This window comes from Streptomyces sp. A1277 (genome assembly GCF_004795015.1).
Taxonomy (GTDB): Bacteria; Actinomycetota; Actinomycetes; order Streptomycetales; family Streptomycetaceae; genus Streptomyces.
The window spans coordinates 42,153-64,782 of record NZ_SSBI01000036.1; the positions used below are offsets into that span (position 1 = coordinate 42,153).

Annotated in this window: 22 protein-coding genes; 16 read left to right on the forward strand and 6 right to left on the reverse strand. The window is 71.7% G+C overall.

From position 1 onward, the window contains the following. Positions 1 to 46: 46 nt before the first annotated feature. Positions 47 to 778, forward strand: a complete 732-nt coding sequence (locus E6R18_RS22880) for a response regulator transcription factor (RefSeq protein ID WP_136318775.1) — start codon at positions 47 to 49, stop codon at positions 776 to 778. After that, entirely contained in the window at positions 775 to 2,211 is a 1,437-nt protein-coding gene (locus E6R18_RS22885; protein ID WP_136318776.1) for a HAMP domain-containing sensor histidine kinase, read from the forward strand. Before E6R18_RS22880 ends, E6R18_RS22885 begins: the two co-directional genes overlap by 4 nt. Positions 2,212 to 2,310: 99 nt before the next feature. Here E6R18_RS22885 and E6R18_RS22890 read toward each other — a convergent pair whose 3' ends face one another. Further along, positions 2,311 to 4,194: a bifunctional metallophosphatase/5'-nucleotidase gene (locus E6R18_RS22890; protein ID WP_136318777.1), complete on the reverse strand. Its 1,884-nt coding sequence runs from the start codon at positions 4,192 to 4,194 to the stop codon at positions 2,311 to 2,313. Between the two features lie 331 nt (positions 4,195 to 4,525). Between E6R18_RS22890 and mshD the strand changes: the two genes are divergently transcribed. The 11 genes from mshD (at position 4,526) to pstB (ending at position 16,146) form a co-directional block, all read left to right on the forward strand. Beyond that, positions 4,526 to 5,464 carry a mycothiol synthase gene (gene mshD / locus E6R18_RS22895; protein WP_136318778.1) on the forward strand — a complete coding sequence of 313 codons (939 nt, stop codon included), beginning with the start codon at positions 4,526 to 4,528 and terminating at the stop codon, positions 5,462 to 5,464. Between the two features lie 89 nt (positions 5,465 to 5,553). Beyond that, positions 5,554 to 5,964, forward strand: a complete 411-nt coding sequence (locus E6R18_RS22900; protein WP_136318779.1) for a GntR family transcriptional regulator — start codon at positions 5,554 to 5,556, stop codon at positions 5,962 to 5,964. Further along, on the forward strand, positions 5,961 to 6,851 hold the full coding sequence (locus E6R18_RS22905) for an ABC transporter ATP-binding protein (RefSeq protein ID WP_136318780.1): 891 nt from the start codon (positions 5,961 to 5,963) through the stop codon (positions 6,849 to 6,851). Before E6R18_RS22900 ends, E6R18_RS22905 begins: the two co-directional genes overlap by 4 nt. After that, complete coding sequence (locus E6R18_RS22910) at positions 6,848 to 7,795, forward strand: ABC transporter permease (protein WP_136318781.1); 948 nt, start codon at positions 6,848 to 6,850, stop codon at positions 7,793 to 7,795. Before E6R18_RS22905 ends, E6R18_RS22910 begins: the two co-directional genes overlap by 4 nt. A gap of 243 nt (positions 7,796 to 8,038) precedes the next feature. Beyond that, positions 8,039 to 10,294, forward strand: a complete 2,256-nt coding sequence (locus E6R18_RS22915; RefSeq protein WP_136318782.1) for an RNA degradosome polyphosphate kinase — start codon at positions 8,039 to 8,041, stop codon at positions 10,292 to 10,294. Further along, positions 10,281 to 11,297 carry a CHAD domain-containing protein gene (locus E6R18_RS22920; protein ID WP_240799826.1) on the forward strand — a complete coding sequence of 339 codons (1,017 nt, stop codon included), beginning with the start codon at positions 10,281 to 10,283 and terminating at the stop codon, positions 11,295 to 11,297. Before E6R18_RS22915 ends, E6R18_RS22920 begins: the two co-directional genes overlap by 14 nt. Beyond that, a complete protein-coding gene (locus E6R18_RS22925) occupies positions 11,294 to 11,725 on the forward strand; it encodes an NUDIX hydrolase (RefSeq protein ID WP_136318784.1) in 432 nt (143 codons plus the stop codon). Before E6R18_RS22920 ends, E6R18_RS22925 begins: the two co-directional genes overlap by 4 nt. Positions 11,726 to 11,992: 267 nt before the next feature. Next, positions 11,993 to 13,129, forward strand: a complete 1,137-nt coding sequence (gene pstS / locus E6R18_RS22930) for a phosphate ABC transporter substrate-binding protein PstS (RefSeq protein WP_136318785.1) — start codon at positions 11,993 to 11,995, stop codon at positions 13,127 to 13,129. Between the two features lie 144 nt (positions 13,130 to 13,273). Beyond that, positions 13,274 to 14,260 carry a phosphate ABC transporter permease subunit PstC gene (gene pstC, locus E6R18_RS22935; protein WP_136318786.1) on the forward strand — a complete coding sequence of 329 codons (987 nt, stop codon included), beginning with the start codon at positions 13,274 to 13,276 and terminating at the stop codon, positions 14,258 to 14,260. Further along, positions 14,257 to 15,342 carry a phosphate ABC transporter permease PstA gene (pstA, locus tag E6R18_RS22940; RefSeq protein ID WP_136318787.1) on the forward strand — a complete coding sequence of 362 codons (1,086 nt, stop codon included), beginning with the start codon at positions 14,257 to 14,259 and terminating at the stop codon, positions 15,340 to 15,342. The genes pstC and pstA overlap by 4 nt, the downstream gene beginning before the upstream one ends. 27 nt (positions 15,343 to 15,369) lie before the next feature. Continuing rightward, the gene (gene pstB / locus E6R18_RS22945) at positions 15,370 to 16,146 is read left to right on the forward strand and encodes a phosphate ABC transporter ATP-binding protein PstB (RefSeq protein ID WP_136318788.1); all 777 of its coding nucleotides are present in this window, start codon (positions 15,370 to 15,372) and stop codon (positions 16,144 to 16,146) included. Positions 16,147 to 16,318: 172 nt separating this feature from the next. Here pstB and E6R18_RS22950 read toward each other — a convergent pair whose 3' ends face one another. Both E6R18_RS22950 and E6R18_RS22955 read right to left on the reverse strand, forming a co-directional pair. Next, positions 16,319 to 17,317, reverse strand: a complete 999-nt coding sequence (locus E6R18_RS22950; RefSeq protein WP_136318789.1) for an inorganic phosphate transporter — start codon at positions 17,315 to 17,317, stop codon at positions 16,319 to 16,321. A 5-nt stretch (positions 17,318 to 17,322) separates the two neighbouring features. Continuing rightward, the gene (locus E6R18_RS22955) at positions 17,323 to 17,943 is read right to left on the reverse strand and encodes a DUF47 family protein (protein ID WP_136318790.1); all 621 of its coding nucleotides are present in this window, start codon (positions 17,941 to 17,943) and stop codon (positions 17,323 to 17,325) included. 200 nt (positions 17,944 to 18,143) lie between these two features. Between E6R18_RS22955 and E6R18_RS22960 the strand changes: the two genes are divergently transcribed. Beyond that, on the forward strand, positions 18,144 to 18,539 hold the full coding sequence (locus E6R18_RS22960; protein ID WP_136318791.1) for a metal-sensitive transcriptional regulator: 396 nt from the start codon (positions 18,144 to 18,146) through the stop codon (positions 18,537 to 18,539). Between the two features lie 34 nt (positions 18,540 to 18,573). Here the strand turns inward: E6R18_RS22960 and E6R18_RS22965 are convergent, their stop codons facing one another. After that, positions 18,574 to 18,768 (reverse strand): hypothetical protein, encoded by a 195-nt coding sequence (locus E6R18_RS22965; protein WP_018554431.1) that lies wholly within the window; start codon positions 18,766 to 18,768, stop codon positions 18,574 to 18,576. A 148-nt stretch (positions 18,769 to 18,916) separates the two neighbouring features. Further along, a complete protein-coding gene (locus E6R18_RS22970; RefSeq protein WP_136318792.1) occupies positions 18,917 to 19,777 on the reverse strand; it encodes a hypothetical protein in 861 nt (286 codons plus the stop codon). Between the two features lie 180 nt (positions 19,778 to 19,957). Here E6R18_RS22970 and E6R18_RS34130 point away from each other — a divergent pair, with 180 nt between their 5' ends. Both E6R18_RS34130 and E6R18_RS22975 read left to right on the forward strand, forming a co-directional pair. Beyond that, complete coding sequence (locus E6R18_RS34130; protein WP_168712412.1) at positions 19,958 to 20,131, forward strand: hypothetical protein; 174 nt, start codon at positions 19,958 to 19,960, stop codon at positions 20,129 to 20,131. Positions 20,132 to 20,171: 40 nt separating this feature from the next. Beyond that, the gene (locus E6R18_RS22975; RefSeq protein ID WP_136318793.1) at positions 20,172 to 21,761 is read left to right on the forward strand and encodes an FAD-binding oxidoreductase; all 1,590 of its coding nucleotides are present in this window, start codon (positions 20,172 to 20,174) and stop codon (positions 21,759 to 21,761) included. A 120-nt stretch (positions 21,762 to 21,881) separates the two neighbouring features. On the opposite strand, the gene E6R18_RS22980 is transcribed toward E6R18_RS22975, so the two are convergent. Then, entirely contained in the window at positions 21,882 to 22,616 is a 735-nt protein-coding gene (locus tag E6R18_RS22980) for a phosphatase PAP2 family protein (protein WP_136318794.1), read from the reverse strand. Positions 22,617 to 22,630 lie beyond the last annotated feature (14 nt).

Below are 22,630 nucleotides of genomic sequence, written 5' to 3' on the forward strand. Positions count from 1 at the left end.
GTGCACGCGCCCTGCCCGTACCGAACGAGAAGAGGACGAAGCAGCGATGAGCCCCGCCGAAGACGATCCGCAGCGCATCCTGATCGTCGACGACGAGCCCGCCGTGCGCGAGGCCCTGCAACGCAGCCTCGCCTTCGAGGGATACGGCACCGAGGTCGCCGTCGACGGCCTCGACGCCCTCACCAAGGCGGAGTCGTACGCCCCCGACCTCATCGTCCTCGACATCCAGATGCCGCGCATGGACGGCCTGACCGCCGCCCGCCGCATCCGCTCCACGGGCACCACCACGCCCATCCTGATGCTCACGGCCCGGGACACCGTCGGCGACCGCGTCACCGGACTCGACGCGGGCGCCGACGACTACCTGGTCAAGCCCTTCGAACTGGACGAGCTCTTCGCCCGCATCCGGGCCCTGCTGCGCCGCAGCTCCTACGCGGCGGCCGCGGGCGGCCCCGTCCCCGACGACAACGTGCTGTCCTTCGCCGACCTCCGCATGGACCTCGCCACCCGCGAGGTCACCCGCGGCAACCGGCGCGTGGAGCTGACCCGTACCGAATTCACCCTCCTGGAGATGTTCCTCGCGCACCCGCGCCAGGTGCTGACCCGGGAACAGATCCTCAAGGCGGTGTGGGGCTTCGACTTCGAGCCGAGCTCCAACTCCCTGGACGTCTACGTGATGTACCTGCGCCGCAAGACGGAGGCCGGCGGCGAACCGCGCCTGGTCCACACCGTCCGGGGCGTGGGCTACGCGCTGCGCTCCGGCGGGGGCGAGGGGTGACGGGGCCCCTGCACCGCTTCCGCGCCCTGCCCCTGCGCTCCCGCCTGGCGCTGCTGGTCGCGGTGGCGGTGGCGGTGGCGGTGGCGGCGGTGGCGGTGGCCTGCTGGTTCGTGACGCGGGCGCAGCTGGAGGAGCAGCGGGACGCGACGTTGCGCGGCACGACGGTCGACAACACCTACCTGAGCAACCTGTACCAGTACTGCACCCGCACCAGCGAGCTTCCGCCCTCGCCCTACACCGGCCTCACCGTCCAGCTCATCGACGCCCAGGGGACCGCTTGCACCGCCCCCGACTCGCCCGAGTTGCCGGTGACCGCGGCCGACCTCGCGGTGGTCGGAAGCAAGCGGCCCGGCCCACTGCACACGGAGACCGACGCCGACGGTGCCAAGATGCGCGTCTTCACCTACCCGGTGACGGTGACGGCATCACGCGGAGGGCCGACCCAGCCGCGTATCGACCTCGGAGTCTCCATCGCCCGCCCCCTGAGCGAGATCGACGAACCCCTCTCCACCCTCGCCTGGGTCCTCCTCATCGTCTCCGGCATCGGCGTGGTCGGCGCGGGCGCCGCCGGGCTCTGGGTCGCCCGTTCCGGTCTGCGCCCCGTCGACGAGCTCACCGAGGCCGTCGAGCACGTGGCCCGTACCGAGGACCTGACCGTCCGCATCCCCGTCGAGGGCGAGGACGAGATCGCGCGGCTGTCCCGCTCGTTCAACTCGATGACCGCCTCGCTCGCCACCTCCCGCGACCGCCAGGCCCAGCTGATCGCGGACGCCGGCCACGAGCTGCGCACCCCGCTCACCTCCCTGCGCACCAACGTCGAACTGCTCGCCCGCAGCGACGAGACCGGCCGGGCGATCCCGCCGGACGACCGCAGGGCGCTGATGACCTCGGTCAAGGCGCAGATGACCGAGCTGGCCTCGCTCATCGGCGACCTCCAGGAACTGGCCCGCCCGGACGCTGCCCAGCCGGGCCCGCTCCAGGTGGTGGCCCTGCACGACATCACCCGCACCGCCCTGCGACGGGCCCGGCTGCGCGGCCCCGAGCTGACGATCACGGCGGAACTGGCCCCCTGGTACGTACGGGCCGAACCGGCCGCGCTGGAGCGGGCGGTCGTCAACGTCCTGGACAACGCGGTGAAGTTCAGCCCGCCCGGCTCCACGATCGACGTGGTGCTGCACCGGGGCCGGCTGACGGTACGGGACCACGGGCCCGGCATCCCCGCCGACGAACTCCCCCACGTCTTCGAACGCTTCTGGCGCTCCCCGTCCGCCCGCCAGCTCCCGGGCTCCGGCCTGGGCCTGTCGATCGTGGCGCGCACCGTCCAGCAGTCGGGCGGCGAGATCGCCCTGAGCCCGGCCCCGGGCGGCGGCACGGAGGCGTCCATCACCCTGCCGGGCGCCCCGACGCCGCCGCCGGACGGGGTGCGGGGGTAGGCGAGCCGGCGCGGGAGGCCCCGAGCAGGGCGCACAAAAAAAGGGGGAGGGGCTGTGGACCGGTTGGCCGGTCCGCAGCCCCTCCCCCTCTTCCCGGTGCTACTGAATGACCGTGATCCGGTCTGCCGCCGGCGGGGCCAGCGGGGCCGAGGCCGTGGAGTGCGCGGCCAGGTAGGCGTTGAACAGGTCCAGGTCGGAGGCGCCGACGAGCTTGTCGGTGCCCTCGCCGAGCGCCGCGAAGCCGTCACCGCCGCCTGCCAGGAACTCGTTCATCGCGACGCGGTACGTCTTGCCCGGGTCGATCGCCTCGCCGTTCAGCCGGATCGTGTCCGTGACCACACGGTCCGCGCCCGACTTCGTCATGTCCAGCGTGTAGGTGAGGCCATCGGAGACCTGGAGGATCTTCGGGCTGGCCTCGTTCGGGCCGCTGACCTGCTGCTGCAGCGCGCTGACGAGCTGCGCGCCGGTCAGGTCCACGACGTTCATCATGTTGGTGAAGGGCTGCACGGTGAACGACTCCCCGTACGTGACGACTCCGTCGCCCTCACTGCCCGACGCCTTGTACACCAGGTCGGCGCGGATGCCGCCCGGGTTCATGAAGGCGACGACCGCCCCGCCCTTGTCCGCCGGGGCCAGGCCCTCCAGCTGCGCGTCCGCGATCAGGTCGCCGAGCGGCTTCTCCGGGGCCGTGGAACCGCGGCCGTTGATGTCGGCGGAGATGTAGCCCTGCGGCCGGTTCGAGATCGGCGCCGCGAGCGTGTTCCAGCGGGCGATCAGGTCCGTCATGTCCTTGGCCGGCTTCTGGTCGCGGCTGACGATGTGGTTCGCCGAGACCGGGTTCGACGGGGCGGGGCTGTGGTGCTTGGTGCCCTTCTTGCCGGAGCCCTTCACCGCCGTGCGCACGATGTCGTTGGTACGGCGGTCGTACGTCAGCGTGGTGTCGGTGTACAGCTTGCCGAACGAGGCGGCCGACGTGACCAGGCGCGGGTTGCCCGCCGGGTCCGGGATCGTGCACACGTACGCCTGGTGGGTGTGGCCCGTCACCAGCGCGTCCACCTTCGGCGTGATGCCCTTGGCGATGTCCGTGATCGGCCCGGAGACGCCGTCCCCGGCGCCCGGGCTGTCGCAGTCGTAGTTGTACGACGCGGAGGCGGGCGCGCCGCCCTCGTGGATCAGCGCGACGATCGACTTGACGCCCTGCCGGTCCAGCTCCTTGGCGTACTTGTTGATCGTCTCGACCTCGTCGTGGAACTTCAGGCCCTTGACGCCGTTGGCCGTCACGATGTCCGGCGTGCCCTCCAGGGTCACCCCGATGAAGCCGATCTTGACGCCGTTCTTCTTCCACACGGTGTACGGGCGGAGGATCGGCTTGCCGGTCTTCTCGCTCGTCACATTGGCGGCCAGGTACGGGAAGTCGGCCCCCTTGAACTTCTTGCCCTTCTCGTAGCAGCCCTCGACCGGGTGGCAGCCGCCGTTCTGGAGGCGGGCCAGCTCGGTGGCGCCCTCGTCGAACTCGTGGTTGCCGACGCTCGTCACATCGAGGTCGATCTTGTTGAGCGCCTCGATGGTCGGCTCGTCGTGGAAGAGCCCCGACAGCAGCGGGCTCGCCCCGACCATGTCGCCGCCGGCCGCGGTGATGGAGTACGGGTGGCCCTTGCGGGCGGCGCGCAGCGAGGCGGCGAGGTACTCCACGCCACCGGCCGGAACGTCCTTCCTCGTACCGTCGGCCTGCACCTCGTTGACCATGCCGGCGGAACCGGCCGGCGGCTCCAGGTTGCCGTGCAGGTCGTTGAAGGACAGCAGCTGTACGTCGACGGTCCGGGCCGGCGTCTGGTGCCCGTGCCCCTTGCCGTGCCCGTGCCCGTGGCCGCGCTCGTGGGCGCCGGCCGGCATGGCGGCGACGAGTGCGCCCACGGTGACCAGGCCGGCCGCGGCGGCGAGCACCCGCCGGGACGCGCGGTTCTTCTGCGGTGTCGCTGACATCGGTCCCCTTGTGAGTTCAGCGGGAGGAGTTCGAGGCGCAGCCTAGGGTCAACGCGCGTAGCGCGACAGATGTTCGTGGTTACGAACTGGTTGCCGCCCGATCGGAACGGGGCCATTCGCCCATATGGGTGCGCGGGCGTGCGCCTCCACCCGGTGGGCGGGGCGGGGGCCCTGCGGGCAGACTCCCGGAACCCCGCGCCCCGGGACGGGGCAACCTGTGGGGGCGGGCGCCCCGCTCAAGCCTGTCCGGCGATTGAGGACGGAACCCTCCGGTCGGACCGGGGCGGCCGGCACCCACACCCCCGGGGCGGAGGCCCTTACGCTCGTACACATGACGACTGACGTACCGCTCCCCGCCCCCGGCCGCGAGATCCAGACGCTCGACACCCTCTCCCCCGACCAGTCCGCAGCCGTCCTGGACCTGCTCGCCGAGGCGGCCCGGTCCGACGGCAGGCAGGCCGTGTCCGAGCAGGGCCGGCTACAGCTGCGGGGCGGCCACCGGGACGGCGTACGGCACTTCCTGCTGAGCGCGGGAGGCGTACTGGCCGGGTACGCGCAGCTGGAGGACACCGACCCCGTCGAGGCGCCCGCCGCCGAGCTGGTCGTCCACCCCTCGCACCGGGGGCACGGGCACGGGCGGGCGCTCGGGGCGGCCCTGCTCGCCGCCACCGGCAAGCGGCTGCGGGTGTGGGCGCACGGCGCGAAGGCGTCGGCGCGCCACCTCGCCCAGGTCCTCGGCCTCTCCCTGTTCCGGGAACTGCGCCAGCTGCGCCGACCGTTGAGCCCGCTGAACCTCGCCGAACCGGTCCTGCCCCCGGGCGTCACCGTCCGCACCTTCGTCCCTGGCGAGGACGACGCCGCCTGGCTCGCCGTGAACAGCGCGGCGTTCGCCCACCACCCCGAGCAGGGCTCGCTGACCCAGCGCGACCTGGACGACCGCAAGTCCGAGCCCTGGTTCGACCCGGAGGGCTTCTTCCTGGCCGAGCGCGAGGACGGCGCCGGGGGCAGCGAGCTGATCGGCTTCCACTGGACGAAGGTGCACGCCGAGGACCGGCTCGGCGAGGTGTACGTGGTCGGCATCCGGCCCGACGCCCAGGGCGGCGGCCTCGGCAAGGCGCTCACCGCGATCGGGCTGCGCCACCTGGCCGCCGAGGGACTGCCGACCGCGATGCTCTACGTGGACGCGGACAACCCGGCGGCCCTCGCGGTGTACGAGCGGATGGGGTTCGTCACCCACGAGGTCGACCTGATGTACCGCACGGAGTCCTGAAGGCTCACAACTCCCCCGGGGGCGGCGCCGCTTGACGCCGCCCCTTCCTTGCGGCACCCTTTCACTACTCAATTAGTGAAAGGGTGAAGATGGCAGAGTCCGCAGCAGTCGAGTTCCGCATCGACCGGCGCAGCGGCGTCGCCACGTACCTCCAGATCGTCCAGCAGACCAAGCAGGCCCTGCGCCTGGGACTGCTGGAGCCGGGTGACCGGCTGCCCACCGCACGGGAGGTGGTCGAGGCCACCGCCATCAACCCGAACACCGTGCTCAAGGCGTACCGGGAGCTGGAGCGCGAAGGGCTCGTCGAGGCCCGGCGCGGCCTCGGCACCTTCGTCACCCGGTCGCTCGGCAGCGCGGCGGCTGCCGACGACGCACCGCTGCGCGCCGAACTCGCCGCCTGGGCGCGCCGGGCACGGGACGCCGGTCTCGACCGGGACGACGTGAGCGCGCTCTTCACCGCCGTACTGGACAGCACATTCGAGGGGGACCAGGACCGATGACAGGTACAGCGCTGGAGGCCGACGGCCTCGGCATGAAGTACCGGAACAGGGGAGGCGGCTGGGCGCTGCGCGACTGCTCGTTCCGGCTGCCCGCCGGCTCCGTCTGCGCGCTCGTCGGCCCCAACGGGGCCGGGAAGTCCACCCTGCTCACCCTCGCCGCGGGCTTCCTGCGGCCGGCCGAGGGGACGATACGGGTACTGGGCTCGACGCCCGGCGAGGCCCGGACCCGGATGGGCTACGTGGCCCAGGACAAGCCGCTCTACCCGCAGTTGACGGTCGCCGAGACGCTGTGGGCGGGCGCCGAGCTGAACCCCGCGACCTGGGACCAGGACACCGCGGAGCGCGTCGCCGAGCCACTCCCGGCAGGCGCGAAGGTCCGCGCGCTGTCCGGCGGGCAGCGCACCCGGCTCGCCCTGGCCCTGGCGCTGGGCAAGCGGCCCGAGATCCTGCTGCTGGACGAGCCGATGGCCGACCTCGACCCGCTCGCCCGCCACCAGCTGATGGGGGTCCTGATGGCCGAGGCCGCCGAACACCGCACCACCATCGTGATGTCCTCGCACATCCTCAGCGAGCTGGAGGGCGCCTGCGACTACCTGCTCCTCGTCGACGGCGGCCGCGTCCGCCTCGGCGGCGAGACGGACGACCTGCTCGCCGCGCACGCCCTGCTCACCGGCCCCGTACGGGACCTCGCCCCGCACACGGTGGTCGAGTCCCGCACCACGGGGCGCGCGCTGACCGCGCTGGTCCGCCCGGAGGGCCCGGTGGATGCCGCCTGGGACAGGGCCGAGCCCTCCCTGGAGGAGCTGCTGCTGGCCCACCTGCGCTCCCCCGAGGCCCCCGCGCTGCTCACCCCGAGCGCGACGGCCCGTCAGGCGGTGGCCGCATGAGCGCCATCCAACTGCGCGGCCCGGCGCGTCTCGTCGTACGGCAGCAGCGCGGCGCCCTGTGGGCGGCCTGCGCGCTGCTGGTCCTGGGCACCGCCTTCGTGGTCGCGCTCCGGATCTGGGTCGCCTCCGCGCACGAGAACTGCGCCGACGGCGACACCACGCGCTGCGGCGACGGCACCTACCTGCCCACCTACGCCCGCAGCGCGTCCCAGACCTACCTGTCGGACGGGGGCACCGCCCTCCTGGTCCTCTCCGTGCTCATCGGGGTCTTCGTCGCGGGCCCGCTGATCGCCCGCGAACTGGAGAGCGGCACGTTCCGCTTCGCCTGGGCCCAGTCGGTCCCGCCCGCCCGCTGGCTCGCGGCCCGGCTCGCGGTGCCCGCGGTCCTGGCGACCGCCGGCACGACCGTGCTGCTGCTCGTCTACCGCTGGGGCCGGTCGGGCGTCCGGCGTGGCTCGTCCTACGAGCTGCACTGGTCCCAGAGCGGGATCTTTCCCGCCCTCGGCCCGGTCGCCGTCGCCTACGCCCTGTTCGCCGTGGCCGTCGGCGCCCTGTGCGCCGTGCTCGTACGCCGCACCCTGCCGGCCATGGGCCTCACCGCCGTGGTCCTGGGCGTGGTCATGTACGGCTTCGGCAGGCGCCGCTACGAGCTGTGGCCCACGGTCCGCGGCCTCGGCGGAAAGGGCTGGGACGACAATTCCTGGCCCATCGAATCGGGCATGCTCACCTCGTCCGGCAAGGAGCTCTACTGGAAGGACTGCTACGCGCGGAACACCCTGAGCCCGGACTGCCTGAGGGACCAGGGCGGGGTCACCGACTTCGTCGACCACCACCCCATCTCCCACTTCTGGCCGCTCCAGCTCGTCGAGACCGGCATCCTGCTCGTCCTCGCGGCCGCCGCCACCGCACTCGCCTTCCGGGTGCTGCGCCGCCGCCACGCCTGAGGCGCCCGGCAGCCGTGTCCGGGGCCGGGAACGGCACCCGGACACGGCCACACCGCTTCCTGCACGTCATGTCGTCGTTACCGGGCATTCAGCCGCCCTTGCGACCCTCTCAGGATGCAGCCAGCTGTGCCGACCCCCCGCAACGGGCGAAATCCCGGCGGAATGCGCCCCGACCGCGCCGCCTTCGCGATCTCGTCCTCCTCCGACGCGCCCCTGGAGCCCTCCGCGCGGAACAATGGGCTCATGAGCCAGCAGCCCAGCTCCGAGGTCCCGGTCCAGCCCGCCGCCCAACCCTCAGTCGGCTCCCTCGCCGCACACCGGCCGCATGCCGTCGCCTCACCCTCGTCCAGAGGGGCCGGTCTGTCCACCGCGGCGGACCTCGATCCCGACATCGACGCGGACGCCGACGCGTACGAGCCCGATGTGGACGGGGACGAGCTGCCGCAGGGCCGGTTCCTGGACCGGGAACGCAGTTGGCTCGCGTTCAACGAACGCGTTCTGGAACTCGCCGAGGACCCGGCCACCCCCCTCCTCGAACGGGCTAATTTCCTCGCCATCTTCGCGTCGAACCTGGACGAGTTCTTCATGGTCCGGGTGGCGGGCCTCAAGCGCCGCATCGCGACCGGGGTCGCCACCCGGTCCGCTTCCGGCCTCCAGCCCCGCGAGGTCCTGGACCTGATCTGGACCCGCTCGCGCGAACTCATGGCCCGGCACGCCGCCTGCTACCAGCAGGACGTCGCCCCCGCCCTGTCCGACGAGGGCATCCAGCTGATCCGCTGGCCGGAGCTGACCGAGAAGGAGCAGGCCCGCCTGTTCACCTTCTTCCGCCAGCGCGTCTTCCCCGTCCTCACCCCCCTCGCCGTGGACCCGGCGCACCCCTTCCCGTACATCTCCGGCCTCTCGCTCAACCTCGCCGTCGTCGTACGCAACCCGGTCAGCGGCCACCGCCACTTCGCCCGGGTCAAGGTGCCGCCGCTGCTGACCCGGTTCCTGGAGGCGTCGCCGCAGCGCTACGTACCCATAGAGGACGTCATCGCGGCCCACCTGGAGGAGCTGTTCCCGGGCATGGAGGTGCTGGCGCACCACATGTTCCGGGTCACCAGGAACGAGGACCTGGAGGTCGAGGAGGACGACGCGGAGAACCTCCTCAAGGCCCTGGAGAAGGAGCTCATGCGGCGCCGCTTCGGCCCGCCGGTCCGCCTGGAGGTCGAGGAGTCCATCGACCCGTACGTGCTGGACCTGCTGGTCCGCGAGCTGAAGGTGTCCGACGCCGAGGTCTACCCGCTGCCCGGACCGCTCGACCTGACCGGCCTGTTCGGCATAGCGTCGCTGGACCGGCCCGAGCTGAAGTTCCCCAACTTCATCGCCGGCACCCACCGCGACCTCGCGGAGGTGGAATCCGCCTCCGCGCCGGACATCTTCGCCGCGCTGCGCGAGCGGGACGTGCTGCTGCACCACCCGTACGACTCCTTCTCCACCTCCGTCCAGGCATTCCTGGAGCAGGCGGCGGGCGACCCGGACGTCCTCGCGATCAAGCAGACCCTGTACCGGACCTCGGGCGACTCGCCGATAGTGGACGCCCTCATCGACGCCGCCGAGTCCGGCAAGCAGGTCCTCGTCCTCGTCGAGATCAAAGCCCGCTTCGACGAGCAGGCCAACATCAAGTGGGCGCGCAAACTGGAGGAGGCGGGCTGCCACGTCGTCTACGGGCTCGTCGGCCTCAAGACGCACTGCAAGCTCTCCCTCGTCGTCCGCCAGGAGGGCGACACGCTGCGCCGCTACTCGCACGTCGGCACCGGCAACTACCACCCCAAGACGGCCCGGCTGTACGAGGACCTCGGCCTGCTCACCGCCGATCCGCAGGTCGGCGCGGACCTCTCCGACCTCTTCAACCGGCTCTCCGGCTACTCCCGCCGCGAGACCTACCGCCGTCTCCTCGTCGCCCCCAAGTCGCTGCGCGACGGCCTGGTCGCCCGGATCGCCAAGGAGGTGACGCACCATCGGGCCGGCCGCCCCGCCTACGTACGGATCAAGGTCAACTCCATGGTCGACGAGGCGGTCATCGACGCCTGCTACCGGGCCGCGCAGGCCGGCGTACCGGTCGACATCTGGGTGCGCGGCATCTGTGCGATCCGCCCCGGCGTCACCGGTCTCTCCGAGAACATCCGGGTCCGCTCGGTCCTCGGCCGCTTCCTCGAACACTCCCGGGTCTTCGCGTTCGGCAACGGCGGCGAGCCCGAAGTCTGGTTCGGCAGCGCCGACATGATGCACCGCAACCTCGACCGCCGCATCGAGGCCCTGGTCCGGGTCACCGACCCCGCCCACCGGGCCGCGCTCAGCCGCCTCCTGGAGACCGGCATGGCCGACACCACCTCCTCCTGGCACCTGGGCCCCGACGGGAACTGGACCCGGCACTCCGTGGACGCGGACGGCCGGCCCCTGCGGCACGTACAGGAAATGCTCATTGACGCCCGGAGGCGCCGGCGTGCGACGCCCTGACCACCAGACCCAGGCCGGCCCGACCGGCGCGGCCGGTACCACCGGCGTGAGCGCCGGGGCGGTGCTCGGCCCGTATCTGCGCACCCAGGCCGCGGACTTCCTGCGCAGCCTGCGCCTGCACCGCGAGAACACCTCCCCCACCGACGCCGGTTCCCGCGCCGCCGAGCAGGCCGCTGCTGCCCTGCGCCGCTCGTCGCGCCGGATCGGCTCCACCCTGCGCACCTTCCGCACGGCGCTCGACCCGCTCTGGGCCGAGCAGCTGCGTACGGAGCTGGCCTGGCTGTCCGGCACGCTCGCCCGCGAGCACGCCTACGCGGACCGGCTGACCCGGCTCCTCGAAGCGCTGCACGGGCTGTCCGGCGCCCCCGCCCTCCCCGCCGCCCGCACCGCAGGGGAGCCCGCCGACAAGGGCCGCCCCGTACTCGGCGTCGGGGCGGCGCGCGCCGGCGCACTGCTGGAGCGGCAGCTGACCCTGGCCCGGACCCGCGCCCACTCCGCCGCCCTCCAGGCCCTCGGCTCGTCCCGCTTCCACGCGGTGGCCGACGCGGTCGCGCTGCTCGCCTCCGACGTGCCGTTCTCCGCGGCGGCGGCCGGTCCCGCCGGTGAGCTGCTGAGCGGCCCCGCGGACCTGGCGGAGCAGCGGCTGCTCGGCGCGGTGGCGGCGCTGCCCCCGGACGAGTCGGCCGAGCCGTACAACGAGGCGCACGACGCGCCCTGGCACCAGACCCGGCTGCTGCTGCGGCTGCACCGGTACGCCCACGAGGTGGTGCGCGGCGCCCCCGATCCGGTCCTGGCCGCCGCCGGGCACGCGCTCGATCTGCACCGGGACGCGGTGGAGGCGGCCGGTGCGGCGGCCTCGGCCGCCCGTACGCCGAGGATCGCGCCCGCGACCGCGTACGCCCTCGGTGTGCTGCACGCCGACCAGCGCCACGAGGTGGAGGCGGCGCGCGCGGTGTTCCGCGAGAGCTGGCCGTACGCGACGACGGGCGCGGTCCGGTCGTGAACGGCACGGTGCGGGCGGCGGGCTGCGTGCTGTGGCGCCGCACGCCCGCGCCCGCCCGGGGCGTGGAGCTGTGCCTCGTGCACCGGCCGCGTTACGACGACTGGTCCTTCCCCAAGGGCAAGCTGAAGCGCGGCGAGTCCCTGCGGGAGGCGGCGGTCCGCGAGGTCCTGGAGGAGACGGGCCACCACTGTGTGCCGGGTGCCGTGCTGCCCATGGTCCGGTACGTCGCGAACGGCCGCCCGAAGGAGGTCACGTACTGGTCCGCCCAGGCCACGGCGGGCTCCTTCGCCCCGAACAGCGAGGTGGACGGCGTGCTGTGGCTGCCGCCGGACGCCGCCCGTGTACGGCTGTCGCAGGACCGCGACCGCGAGGTGCTGGACGCGGCGTTGAAGACGCTGCCGGAGAACCCCGGCCCGTCCGGCGTTTGAGGACGGAACCGACGCCCGCGACCGGGCCGCCCACGCGTGTGGCCGCCCCACCGCATCCCCGGGCCGCCCATGCGTGCGTGCCGCCCGCCGCGCCCGGAACCCAAGGGCCCGCCACGGTTCACCCCCCGTTCACCCACCCCCGTAAACCACGTCACCTGTTCTGCCTAATTTCAGACCTACCGGGTGCAGCGATCAGCCACTGCACCACCCGCGTCGCACGCCGCCCGCAACAGCAGCCGCGGCGGCTTCTGGAAGGAACACCCGAAAGTGAAGCTTCAGCGCAAGAACCGGCTTCGTGCCACCGCGCTCGGTGCCCTCGCCGTCTCCGGCGCCCTGGTCCTCACGGCGTGCGGTTCGGACGACAACAGCGGCGACACCTCCGCCACCGGCGGCGCCAAGACGAAGGCCGCGTCCAACGTCAAGTGCGACGGCGCCAAGGGCCAGCTGCGCGCCTCCGGCTCCAGCGCGCAGAAGAACGCCATGGACCTCTGGGTCAAGGAGTACATGGCGGCCTGCTCCGGCGTGGAGATCAACTACAACTCCTCCTCGTCCGGCGAGGGCATCGTCGCCTTCAACCAGGGCACCGTCGGCTTCGCCGGCTCCGACTCGGCGCTGAAGCCCGAGGAGGTCGCCGACTCCAAGAAGATCTGCAAGAGCGGCCAGGGCATCAACCTGCCGATGGTCGGCGGGCCGATCGCGGTCGGCTTCCACCTCGAAGGCGTCGACAGCCTGACGCTGGACGCCCCCACCCTCGCCAAGATCTTCGACACGAAGATCAAGAAGTGGAACGACGAGGCGATCGCCAAGCTCAACCCCGACGCCGAGCTCCCGGACAAGGCGATCCAGCCCTTCCACCGCTCCGAGGACTCCGGCACCACGCAGAACCTCGGCAAGTACCTGGGCGCCGCCGCCCCGTCCGACTGGAAGTACGAGGCCGAGAAGAAGTGGCCGGCCCCCGGCGGCCAGGCCGCCTCCGGCTCCTCCGGCGTCGCCACCCAGGTCAAGCAGGTCGACGGCTCGATCGGCTACTTCGAGCTGTCCTACGCCGCCTCGCAGCAGCTCAGCACGGTCGACATCGACACGGGCGGCTCCACCCCGGTCAAGGCGTCCTCCGAGAACGCCTCGAAGGCCATCGCCGCCGCCAAGGTCAAGGGCACCGGCAAGGACCTGGCGCTCGACCTCGACTACACCACCAAGGCCGAGGGCGCCTACCCGCTGGTCCTGGTCACGTACGAGGTCGTCTGCGACACCGGCAACAAGGCCGACACCCTCGGCACGGTCAAGTCCTTCCTGACCTACACCGCCTCCGAGGACGGCCAGAAGCTCCTCACCGAGGCGGGCTACGCCCCGATCCCCGCGGAGATCAACGCCAAGGTCCGCGAGACCGTCGCCGGCCTCTCGTAACGGGAACGGCGCGCACGACACGTACGAAGCAACCGGCGCCCGGTCCGGAACACCCCTCCGGACCGGCCCGCCACGCAAGACCCAGCCCCTCCGGTGCACCGCCGCCAGGGGAGCCCCCGCTCCCCCACACAGACCGGAAAGACCATGGCTTCCACCACACCACAGATACAGACCCCGCCGGCCGGGCGGTCCCGACCCCGGTCCACGGGCCGCGCCGGGGACCGGATCTTCCTCGGTCTCTCGCGCGGCTCCGGCATCCTGCTCCTGGTGATCATGGCGTCGATCGCCGTGTTCCTCAGCTACCGCGCCGCCGTCGCCATCTCCGAGGACGAGGGCGACTTCCTCACCACCCTCGACTGGAACCCGGCCGGTGACCCGCCCGTCTTCGGCATCGCCGTCCTGCTCTTCGGGACCGTCGTCAGCTCGGTCATCGCGATGGTCATCGCGGTCCCGGTCGCCGTCGGCATCGCCCTGTTCATCTCGCACTACGCCCCGCGCAAGCTGGCCGGGGTGATCGCGTACGTCATCGACCTGCTCGCCGCGGTGCCCAGCATCGTCTACGGCATCTGGGGCGCGCTCGTCCTGGTGCCGTACCTGGAGGGGCTGAACCTCTGGCTCGACCGGTTCTTCGGCTGGACCTACGTCTTCGAGAAGACCGAGATCGGGGTCGCCCGCTCGCTGTTCACCGTCGGGATCCTGCTCGCGGTCATGATCCTGCCGATCGTCACCAGCGTCAGCCGCGAGGTCTTCCTCCAGGTCCCGCGGATGAACGAGGAGGCCGCCCTCGCCCTCGGCGCCACGCGCTGGGAGGTCATCCGCCTCTCGGTGCTGCCGTTCGGCCGCTCCGGCGTGATCTCCGCCTCGATGCTGGGCCTGGGCCGCGCGCTCGGCGAGACGATGGCCGTCGCCACGGTCCTGTCGCCGAGCTTCCTCATCTCGCTGCACGTGCTCAACCCGGGCGGCGGGACGTTCGCCCAGAACATCGCCGCGAAGTTCGGCGAGGCCGACGCGTTCGGGCGGGACGCCCTCATCGCCTCCGGCCTGGTCCTCTTCGTCCTCACCCTGCTGGTCAACGGCGCCGCGCGGCTCATCATCGCCCGCCGCAAGGAGTACTCGGGGGCCAACGCATGAGCCACGCCACCACCACCGGCGTCCAGGAACGCCCGACGCCCGCACCGCCCGCACCGACCGGCAGCCTCAGCAGCCGGACCCTGCCCCGCCTCGCACCGCTCGGCTTCGCCGCCGTCGCCATCGCCCTGGGCGTCGGCGCCGGCCTCGCCGCCGGCTGGCAGAGCCGCGTGCAGTGGGGCCTGATCTCCGCGCTGCTCTTCCTGGTGATCTCGTACGTCACCACCAGCGTCGTCGAGAACCAGCGCCAGGCCAGGGACCGCCTCGCCACCAGCCTGGTCTGGGTCTGCTTCCTGCTCGCCGTCGTCCCGCTCGCCTCACTGCTCTGGACCACCGTCAGCCGCGGCTCGGAGCGCCTGGACTTCTACTTCCTGACCCACTCCATGGCCGGCGTCCTCGGCCCCGAGGCCGGCGGCGGTGTCTACCACGCCCTGATCGGCACCCTGGAACAGGTCGGCATCGCCACCCTGATCTCCGCCCCGCTCGGCCTGCTCACCGCGGTCTACCTGGTGGAGTACGGCAAGGGCGCGCTGGCCCGGGCCGTCACCTTCTTCGTGGACGTGATGACCGGCGTCCCGTCCATCGTGGCCGGCCTGTTCATCCTGTCCATCATGCTGATCGCGGGCCTGGAGCCGTCCGGCCTGATGGGCGCGCTCGCCCTGACGATCCTGATGATCCCGGTCGTGGTCCGCTCCACCGAGGAGATGCTCAAGCTCGTACCGAACGAGCTCCGCGAGGCGTCCCTCGCCCTCGGCATCCCGAAGTGGCGCACGATCCTGAAGGTGGTCCTGCCGACCGCGATCGGCGGCATCGCGACGGGCGTCATGCTCGCCGTCGCCCGTATCGCCGGCGAGACCGCGCCGATCATCCTGCTGGTCTTCGGCAGTCAGCTGATCAACACGAACCCCTTCGAAGGCGCCCAGTCGTCCCTGCCGTTCTACATCTACGAGCAGTACAAGATCGGTGAGGCCGCGTCCTACGACCGCGCCTGGGCCGCGGCCCTGGTCCTGATCGCCTTCGTCATGATCCTCAACCTGGTGGCCCGCGGCATCGCCCGCTGGAAGGCCCCGCAGACCGGCCGCTAGGCCCGGCGGAAAGCAGCAGTGATTCAGATGGCCAAGCGCATAGACGTCAGCGGACTGTCGGCCCACTACGGCAGCCACAAGGCGATCGACGACATCTCCATGACCGTGGAGCCCCGCTCGGTGACCGCCTTCATCGGCCCCTCCGGCTGCGGCAAGTCCACCTTCCTGCGCACCCTGAACCGGATGCACGAGGTCACCCCCGGCGGCCGCGTCGAGGGCAAGGTGCTGCTGGACGACGAGAACCTGTACGGGACCGACGTCGACCCGGTCACCGTGCGCCGCACGGTCGGCATGGTCTTCCAGCGCCCGAACCCGTTCCCCACCATGTCGATCTTCGACAACGTCGCGGCGGGCCTGCGGCTCAACGGCTCGCACCGCAAGAGCGCCCTCAACGACATCGTGGAGAAGTCGCTGCGCGGCGCGAACCTGTGGAACGAGGTCAAGGACCGGCTGAACAAGCCCGGCTCCGGCCTCTCCGGCGGTCAGCAGCAGCGCCTGTGCATCGCCCGCGCCATCGCGGTCGAGCCCGACGTCCTGCTGATGGACGAGCCCTGCTCCGCGCTCGACCCGATCTCCACCCTCGCCATCGAGGACCTGGTCGGGGAGCTGAAGGAGCGGTTCACGATCGTCATCGTGACGCACAACATGCAGCAGGCGGCCCGCGTCTCGGACCGGACGGCGTTCTTCAACCTGGCGGCGGTCGGCAAACCCGGCAAGCTCATCGAGATCGACGAGACGGAACGCATCTTCTCCAACCCGTCGGTCCAGGCCACGGAGGACTACATCTCCGGCCGCTTCGGCTGAACCCGGACCAACCCCCCTGGACGGCCTTGAGGTGCTGCATGGCGGTGCCACCACAAGGCGAAAGGGTCCGCCCCGCACTCCGTGAGGAGCGCGGGGCGGACCCACGAACCAAGCCGGTCCGGCGATTGAGGACGAAGCGCCCGCCGGGTGCGCCCCGGCGTCATGTGCCCGGCTAGCCGAACATCAGGTAGACGATCCCGTAGCTCGCGGCGGCGACCAGCGCCGCCGCCGGCATCGTGATGAACCACCCGAGGATGATGTTCTTCGCGACGCCCCAGCGCACCGCGTTCACCCGCTTCGTGGCGCCCACACCCATGATCGCCGAGGTGATCACATGCGTGGTCGAGATCGGCGCGTGGAACAGGAACGCCGAGCCGAACATGATCGACGCGCCCGTCGTCTCGGCGGCGAAGCCCTGCGGCGGGTCCAGCTCGATGATCTTCCGGCCGAGCGTACGCATGATGCGCCAGCCGCCCGCGTACGTGCCCAGCGACAGCATCAGCGCGCAGACCAGCTTCACCCAGACCGGGATCGGGTCGCTCGGGGACTCCACATCGGCGATGACCAGGGCCATCACCACGATGCCCATCGTCTTCTGAGCGTCCTGGAGACCGTGCCCGAGCGCCATGCCTGCGGCCGAGACCGTCTGCGCGATGCGGAAGCCGCGTTTGGCCTTGTGCGGGTTGGACTTCCGGAACATCCACATGATGGCGACCATCACCAGATAACCGACCACCAGGCCGATCACCGGCGAGATGAACATCGGGATGACGACCTTGTCGAGCACCCCGTCCCAGTGCACCAGCGTCCCGCCGGCCAGCGCCGCGCCGACCATGCCGCCGAACAGGGCGTGCGAGGACGACGAGGGCAGCCCGAAGTACCAGGTGACGAGGTTCCAGATGACCGCGCCGACGAGCGCGGCGAAGAGGATGCCCATCCCCTTGTGGCCCTCGGGCGTCGCGATCAGGCCCTCGCTGACGGTCTTGGCGACCCCGCTGCCCAGGAACGCGCCGGCGAGGTTCATCACCGCCGCCATCGCCAGGGCCGCACGCGGGGTCAGCGCCCGGGTGGAGACCGACGTCGCGATGGCGTTCGCCGAGTCGTGGAAGCCGTTGGTGTACGTGAAGCCGAGCGCGACACCGATGGTCACGATCAGTACGAAGGTGTCCACGTGGTTCAGGACTCCTTGACCGCGATGGTCTCCACCGTGTTCGCGACGTGCTCGAACGCGTCGGCAGCCTCTTCCAGCACATCCACGATCTGCTTCAGCTTCAGCACCTCTATGGCGTCGTACTTGCCGTTGAAGAGGTGGGCGAGCAGCTTGCGGTGGATCTGGTCGGCCTGGTTCTCCAGACGGTTGACCTCGATCCAGTACTCGGTGAGGTTGTCCATGGTGCGCAGACCCGGCATGGCCTCGGCGGTGAGTTCGGCCGCCCGCGCCAGCACCTCGATCTGCTGCTCCACACCCTTGGGAAGCTCCTCGATCTGGTACAGCACGACCAGGTCGACGGCCTCCTCCATGAAGTCCATGATGTCGTCCAGCTGCGAGGCGAGGTTGTAAATGTCCTCGCGGTCGAACGGCGTAATGAAGGAGGAGTTCAGCTGGTGGAAGATCGCGTGGGTCGCATCGTCCCCCGCGTGCTCCGCTGCCCGCATACGCTCCGCGATCTCGACTCGGGAGGCAGAATCCGCCCCGAGCAGTTCCATCAGGAGTTTCGAGCCCGTGACGATGTTGTCCGCGGATGCGGAGAACATGTCGTAGAAGCTCGTCTCCCTGGGGGTCAGACGAAAGCGCACGTGGGGTCCTCGGGGTGCTTTGGATTCGGTCAGGCTGATGCTAGGCGCATCATCCGGCCACGGCTAACCGGCATTCTTCAGTGTCGCGCATCAGGCACAGTGATCAGCACGGGGCCCCGGTCACGTTTCAGCTGAATTCGTTAGGATATACCCACCAGGGGTATATAAACGGCAGGGTAAAGGGAAAACGGGAGGCAGCAATGACGACCACCGAGGCCACGGGGACACACCCCTCACCGGACGCGGCGTCCGGCACCGACCCGGCGGAGACCACGGCCCCCGCGGAAGCGATCGTGACCGACCACGACCGGGGAATACACGGGTACCACCACCAGAAGGCCGAGCACCTCAAACGCCTGCGCCGCATCGAGGGCCAGATCCGCGGCCTCCAGCGCATGGTCGACGAGGACGTCTACTGCATCGACATACTCACCCAGGTCTCGGCGTCCACCAAGGCGCTCCAGTCCTTCGCGCTCCAGCTCCTGGAGGAGCACCTGCGCCACTGCGTGGCCGACGCGGCCGTCAAGGGCGGCGACGAGGTCGACGCGAAGGTCGAAGAGGCCACCAAGGCCATCGCCCGCCTGCTGCGCACCTGATCCCGGACCGCCCCCGCCGCTGCGAAAAGGCCCGTCAGCCCCGGTGCTCGCCCTGCCGGGGGACGGTGGTGCGGTCGGTGCTCACCTTCACATCGAGCACCTCGTCGATACGGTCCGCACTGAGCCGTTCCCCGATCGCCGCCGAGGCCGCGATCATCAGTTCCCCGCACAGCTCGATCTCGGCGAGCGCCACATGGTCGGATACGGTCGGGGCGCTGAGCGTCACCACGTCACTCACCTCTCACTGCCGTCACCGGCTTCCTAGGGTAGAGAGCCCGATACGCGCCGCGCATGGCACGGACGGACCATTTCGATGCCACCGGATGGCTAGGCCCTTTCGTTTGGATCATGTCGCCGCAGGGCCCGTGGGGCCCACCTCACGCGCGCCCCTGTCCGATCTCCCCGGTGTAGATGTCCCGCTCGTCCGGCAGCCGTACGGTGACCGGCACGCCGAACCCGTACAGCAGCGTCGTCGAGACGACCTCCATCACCGGGCCGCCCTCGTTGGCGAAGCTGAAGCGGTGGCGCACCTTGCGCAGGCGCCCCTGCTCGTCCAGATACGCGTCGAACGGCACCGCGCCCGTGCGGAACCCTTGCGCCGCCGCCGCCAGCGCCGCCCGCGAGGGGGCGGCCGCCAGCCGTGCGGCCCGGCCGATGTCGGCGGTCCCCCGGTAGTGCCGTACGGTCACCCCGGCCAGATCCGTCTCGCCGACGTACGTCACGGCCCCCGCGCCGCGCAGCAGTTCGGCGGCGGCCATCGGGTCGGTCACTCCGCCGGTGACCAGATTGCCGTCCTCCAGCGCCGTCGTGTCGATCCGCACCCACTTGTCCTCGGGCACTCCGGCGCCCCGGTTCATCATGTAGAGGGCGCCCGGGGCCAGCAGCTCCGTGATGGGCCGGTGCTCCTCCCCGCCCGCCGCGTCGGGCGGCAGCACGACCTTGAGCCGGCCGGACCCGGCGCGGAAGTCGTACGCCCCCGTGCCCCTGATCGTGACCCGGGTGCCGCCGGCCGCCGTCTCCATCGACGTACTCACCTCGGCGCTCGCGACGCCGTCCCCGGCAAGGACCGCCGCCGCCCGCCGCACCACCTCGACGGCCCCGCCCCGGGCGTCGGCGGCGGAGGTGGCACGGTCCCCGCCGCCCCCGGCGCACCCGGCGGCCGCCGCCATCACGCCCATCACGGCGAGGGCACGCACAGCGCGCGCCCCGCCTCCGGACCTGTGCTGCTGCACCACCATCGCCTGCCAACCCTCAACGACATACCGCTCGCCCGAGGCCCTACCCGCCTCGCATAACGACGGCCCCTGCCGCATGTAACGTCTTCGGCCCCGATTGGCGCCACATGGTGGGCCTCGCGGCCCGTTCCCCCGCCCATACACCCCTCCCGGCCGGCCCGCCCCGCCCAGTACCGTGTTCGCGTGTACGACCAGCACACCGCCGAGACCCCTCGCGACCGGCCCGCCCATGAGCCCACCACCGTCGAACGCGGCTCGTTCTGCACCGCCCGCTGCGCCTGCGGCTGGTCGGGCCCGGCCCGCCGGTCCCGCGACCGGGCCCGCGCGGACGCCGAGGAACACCGCACCACGGCCTGAGTACCGGCCCTCCCTTCCTCTCCCCCACTCCGGAGGTCCGATGTCCCAGCCGAACCGGCGCACCCTCCTCGCCGCGGGCGCCGCCGCCGTCCTCACCGGCGCCACCGCCACCGCGTGCAACTCCACCGACCCGGCGGGGGACGCCGCCGGCCCCACACCGGCCTCCCCGACCACCTCCTCGCCCTCCTCACCCACCAAGTCCGCTTCCTCCGCACCGGCGGACTGGTCCGCGCTGGCCAAAAGCCTGGAGGGATCGCTGATCCGGCCGGACGACACGGCGTACCCGACCGCCCGTCAGCTCTACAACACCCGCTTCGACGACCAGAAACCGGCCGCCGTCGCGTACGTCAGGCACGAGGACGACGTCCGCGAGTGCCTGGCCTTCGCCCGCCGCACCTCCGTACCCGTCGCGATCCGCAGCGGCGGCCACTCGTACGCGGGCTGGTCGAGCGGCGACGGGCGCCTGGTCGTTGACGTCTCGTCACTCTCCCGCGTCGAGCGGGACGGCACGACCGGCGCGGGCGCCAAGCTCCTCGACGTCTACCAGGGGCTCGCCACGCACGGCCTCACCATCCCCGGCGGCTCCTGCCCCACCGTCGGCATCTCCGGCCTGACCCTCGGCGGCGGCCATGGCGTCGCCGCCCGCGCCTACGGCCTGACCTGCGACAACCTCACCTCCGCGACGCTCGTCACCGCCGACGGCTCCACGGTCACCGCCGACGCCAAACGCCACCCGGACCTCTTCTGGGCGCTGCGCGGCGCGGGCAACGGCAACTTCGGCGTCGTCACCGAACTCCGCTTCCGCACCCGGCCCGCCCCGCAGACCGTCACCGCGTACATGTCCTGGCCGTGGTCGCGCGCCCGCGCCGTCGTGACGGCCTGGCAGGAGTGGGGCCCCGACCAGCCGGACGAGATCTGGTCCGCCGCGCACCTCGCGGCCGGCCCGGGCGGCATCAACCCGACGGTCTCGGTCTCGGCCTTCAGCCTCGGTACGTACGAGGACCTGCAGAACGCCGTCGACCGCCTCGCCGACCGCATCGGCGCCTCCGCCACCTCGGTCTCGCTGCGCCGCCGCAGCTACCAGGAGGCGATGCTCGTGTACGCGGGCTGCTCGGGCATCACCGACGCGCAGTGCCACCTCCCGGGCACCACGCCCGGCCGCACCACGCAGGGCACCCTCCAGCGCGAGACGTACGCGGCGGCCTCCGACTTCTACGACCGCTCCCTGCCCCCGGACGGCGTCTCGGCCCTGCTCACGGCGACCGAGGCGTTCACCCGCCTCGACGCGAGCCGGGGCGGCGGCGGCTCGGTCGCGCTGACCGCGCTGGGCGGGGCCGTGAACCGGGTCGACCCGCAGGCCACGGCGTTCGTCCACCGCCGCTCCCGGGTGCTCGCCCAGTACATCGGCGCCTGGCGCCCCGGCACGGCGGGCACCGCCCAGCAGAACTGGCTGAAAGACACCCACGCGGCGATGCGCCCGTACGCCTCCGGCGCGGCGTACCAGAACTACACGGACCCGTCCCTGACCGACTGGCGCCAGGCGTACTACGGCACGGCGACGACGCGCTTGGCGCAGGTGAAGAAGCAGTACGACCCGGAGGGGCTGTTCACGTACCCGCAGGGGGTGTGAGGGGCGGAGGCGGCCCGGGAGAGCGGGGGCGCGCCGGACACGCGGGTGCCCCGGCGCCGAAACGGCGCCGGGGCACCACACGAAGCCGCGATCCGCTCCCTCGGCCTCTCCCGGCCTCCCTCAGGCGGCGAGGCCCTTCTCACCCTCGGAGCCGCCGCCCGAGCCGGGCCGGGGCTCGGGGATGCCGAGCGCCTCGTCGTCCCCTCCGCCGGAGGCCGCCGCCCGGGGCCGGCGCGAGCGGACGAGCGGGCCGAGGCGGGCGGACCGGGAGACGGCGCCCACCAGGGGCGTCAGCATCATCATGGCCAGGGGCGCGAGGAGCAGCGCGACGGCCGTGCCGAGGGCGAAACCGCCGATGACGTCGGTCGGGTAGTGCACGCCCATGTAGATCCGGCAGAAGCCCTCCAGCAGGGCGAGCCCGATGGCGGCGATGCCGAACTTGCGGTGGGCCACGAAGAGTCCGACACCGAGGGCCATCGCCATGGTGGCGTGGTCGCTGACGAACGAGAAGTCGTTCTTGCCGTCGACCAGGACGTCGAGCCCCTGGTGGTCCTTGAACGGCCGGGGCCGTTCCACGAAACCGCGGATCGGGATGTTGATGAGCAACGCGATCCCGGCCGCGAGCGGCGCCCAGACGAGCCCGGCCACCGCCGACACCGACTCCTCGGCCGTGCCGCGCCGGCGGACGCTCCACCAGCACCACAGGACCACGAGGACCATGCCGAGCATGATCCCGTACTCACCGACGAACTCCATGACCCGGTCGAACCAGGTGGGAGCGGCCTTGGCGAGCCCGTTGATGTCGTAGAGCAGGCTGACGTCGGGGTTCGACCCATCCAGTGCGAGTCCAGCCATCTGCTGCGGCCCCT

Excerpts from the sequence above, each read along its gene's own strand:
- E6R18_RS22975 (WP_136318793.1), top strand. The coding sequence starts at position 20,172 with ATGTCCCAGCCGAACCGGCGCACCCTCCTCGCCGCGGGCGCCGCCGCC.
- mshD (WP_136318778.1), top strand. The coding sequence starts at position 4,526 with ATGACGACTGACGTACCGCTCCCCGCCCCCGGCCGCGAGATCCAGACG.
- E6R18_RS22960 (WP_136318791.1), top strand. The coding sequence starts at position 18,144 with ATGACGACCACCGAGGCCACGGGGACACACCCCTCACCGGACGCGGCG.
- pstB (WP_136318788.1), top strand. The coding sequence starts at position 15,370 with ATGGCCAAGCGCATAGACGTCAGCGGACTGTCGGCCCACTACGGCAGC.
- pstC (WP_136318786.1), top strand. The coding sequence starts at position 13,274 with ATGGCTTCCACCACACCACAGATACAGACCCCGCCGGCCGGGCGGTCC.
- E6R18_RS22915 (WP_136318782.1), top strand. The coding sequence starts at position 8,039 with ATGAGCCAGCAGCCCAGCTCCGAGGTCCCGGTCCAGCCCGCCGCCCAA.
- E6R18_RS22880 (WP_136318775.1), top strand. The coding sequence starts at position 47 with ATGAGCCCCGCCGAAGACGATCCGCAGCGCATCCTGATCGTCGACGAC.
- E6R18_RS22910 (WP_136318781.1), top strand. The coding sequence starts at position 6,848 with ATGAGCGCCATCCAACTGCGCGGCCCGGCGCGTCTCGTCGTACGGCAG.
- E6R18_RS22970 (WP_136318792.1), bottom strand. The coding sequence starts at position 19,777 with ATGGTGGTGCAGCAGCACAGGTCCGGAGGCGGGGCGCGCGCTGTGCGT.
- E6R18_RS22980 (WP_136318794.1), bottom strand. The coding sequence starts at position 22,616 with ATGGCTGGACTCGCACTGGATGGGTCGAACCCCGACGTCAGCCTGCTC.
- E6R18_RS22890 (WP_136318777.1), bottom strand. The coding sequence starts at position 4,194 with ATGTCAGCGACACCGCAGAAGAACCGCGCGTCCCGGCGGGTGCTCGCC.
- pstA (WP_136318787.1), top strand. The coding sequence starts at position 14,257 with ATGAGCCACGCCACCACCACCGGCGTCCAGGAACGCCCGACGCCCGCA.
- E6R18_RS22900 (WP_136318779.1), top strand. The coding sequence starts at position 5,554 with ATGGCAGAGTCCGCAGCAGTCGAGTTCCGCATCGACCGGCGCAGCGGC.
- E6R18_RS22905 (WP_136318780.1), top strand. The coding sequence starts at position 5,961 with ATGACAGGTACAGCGCTGGAGGCCGACGGCCTCGGCATGAAGTACCGG.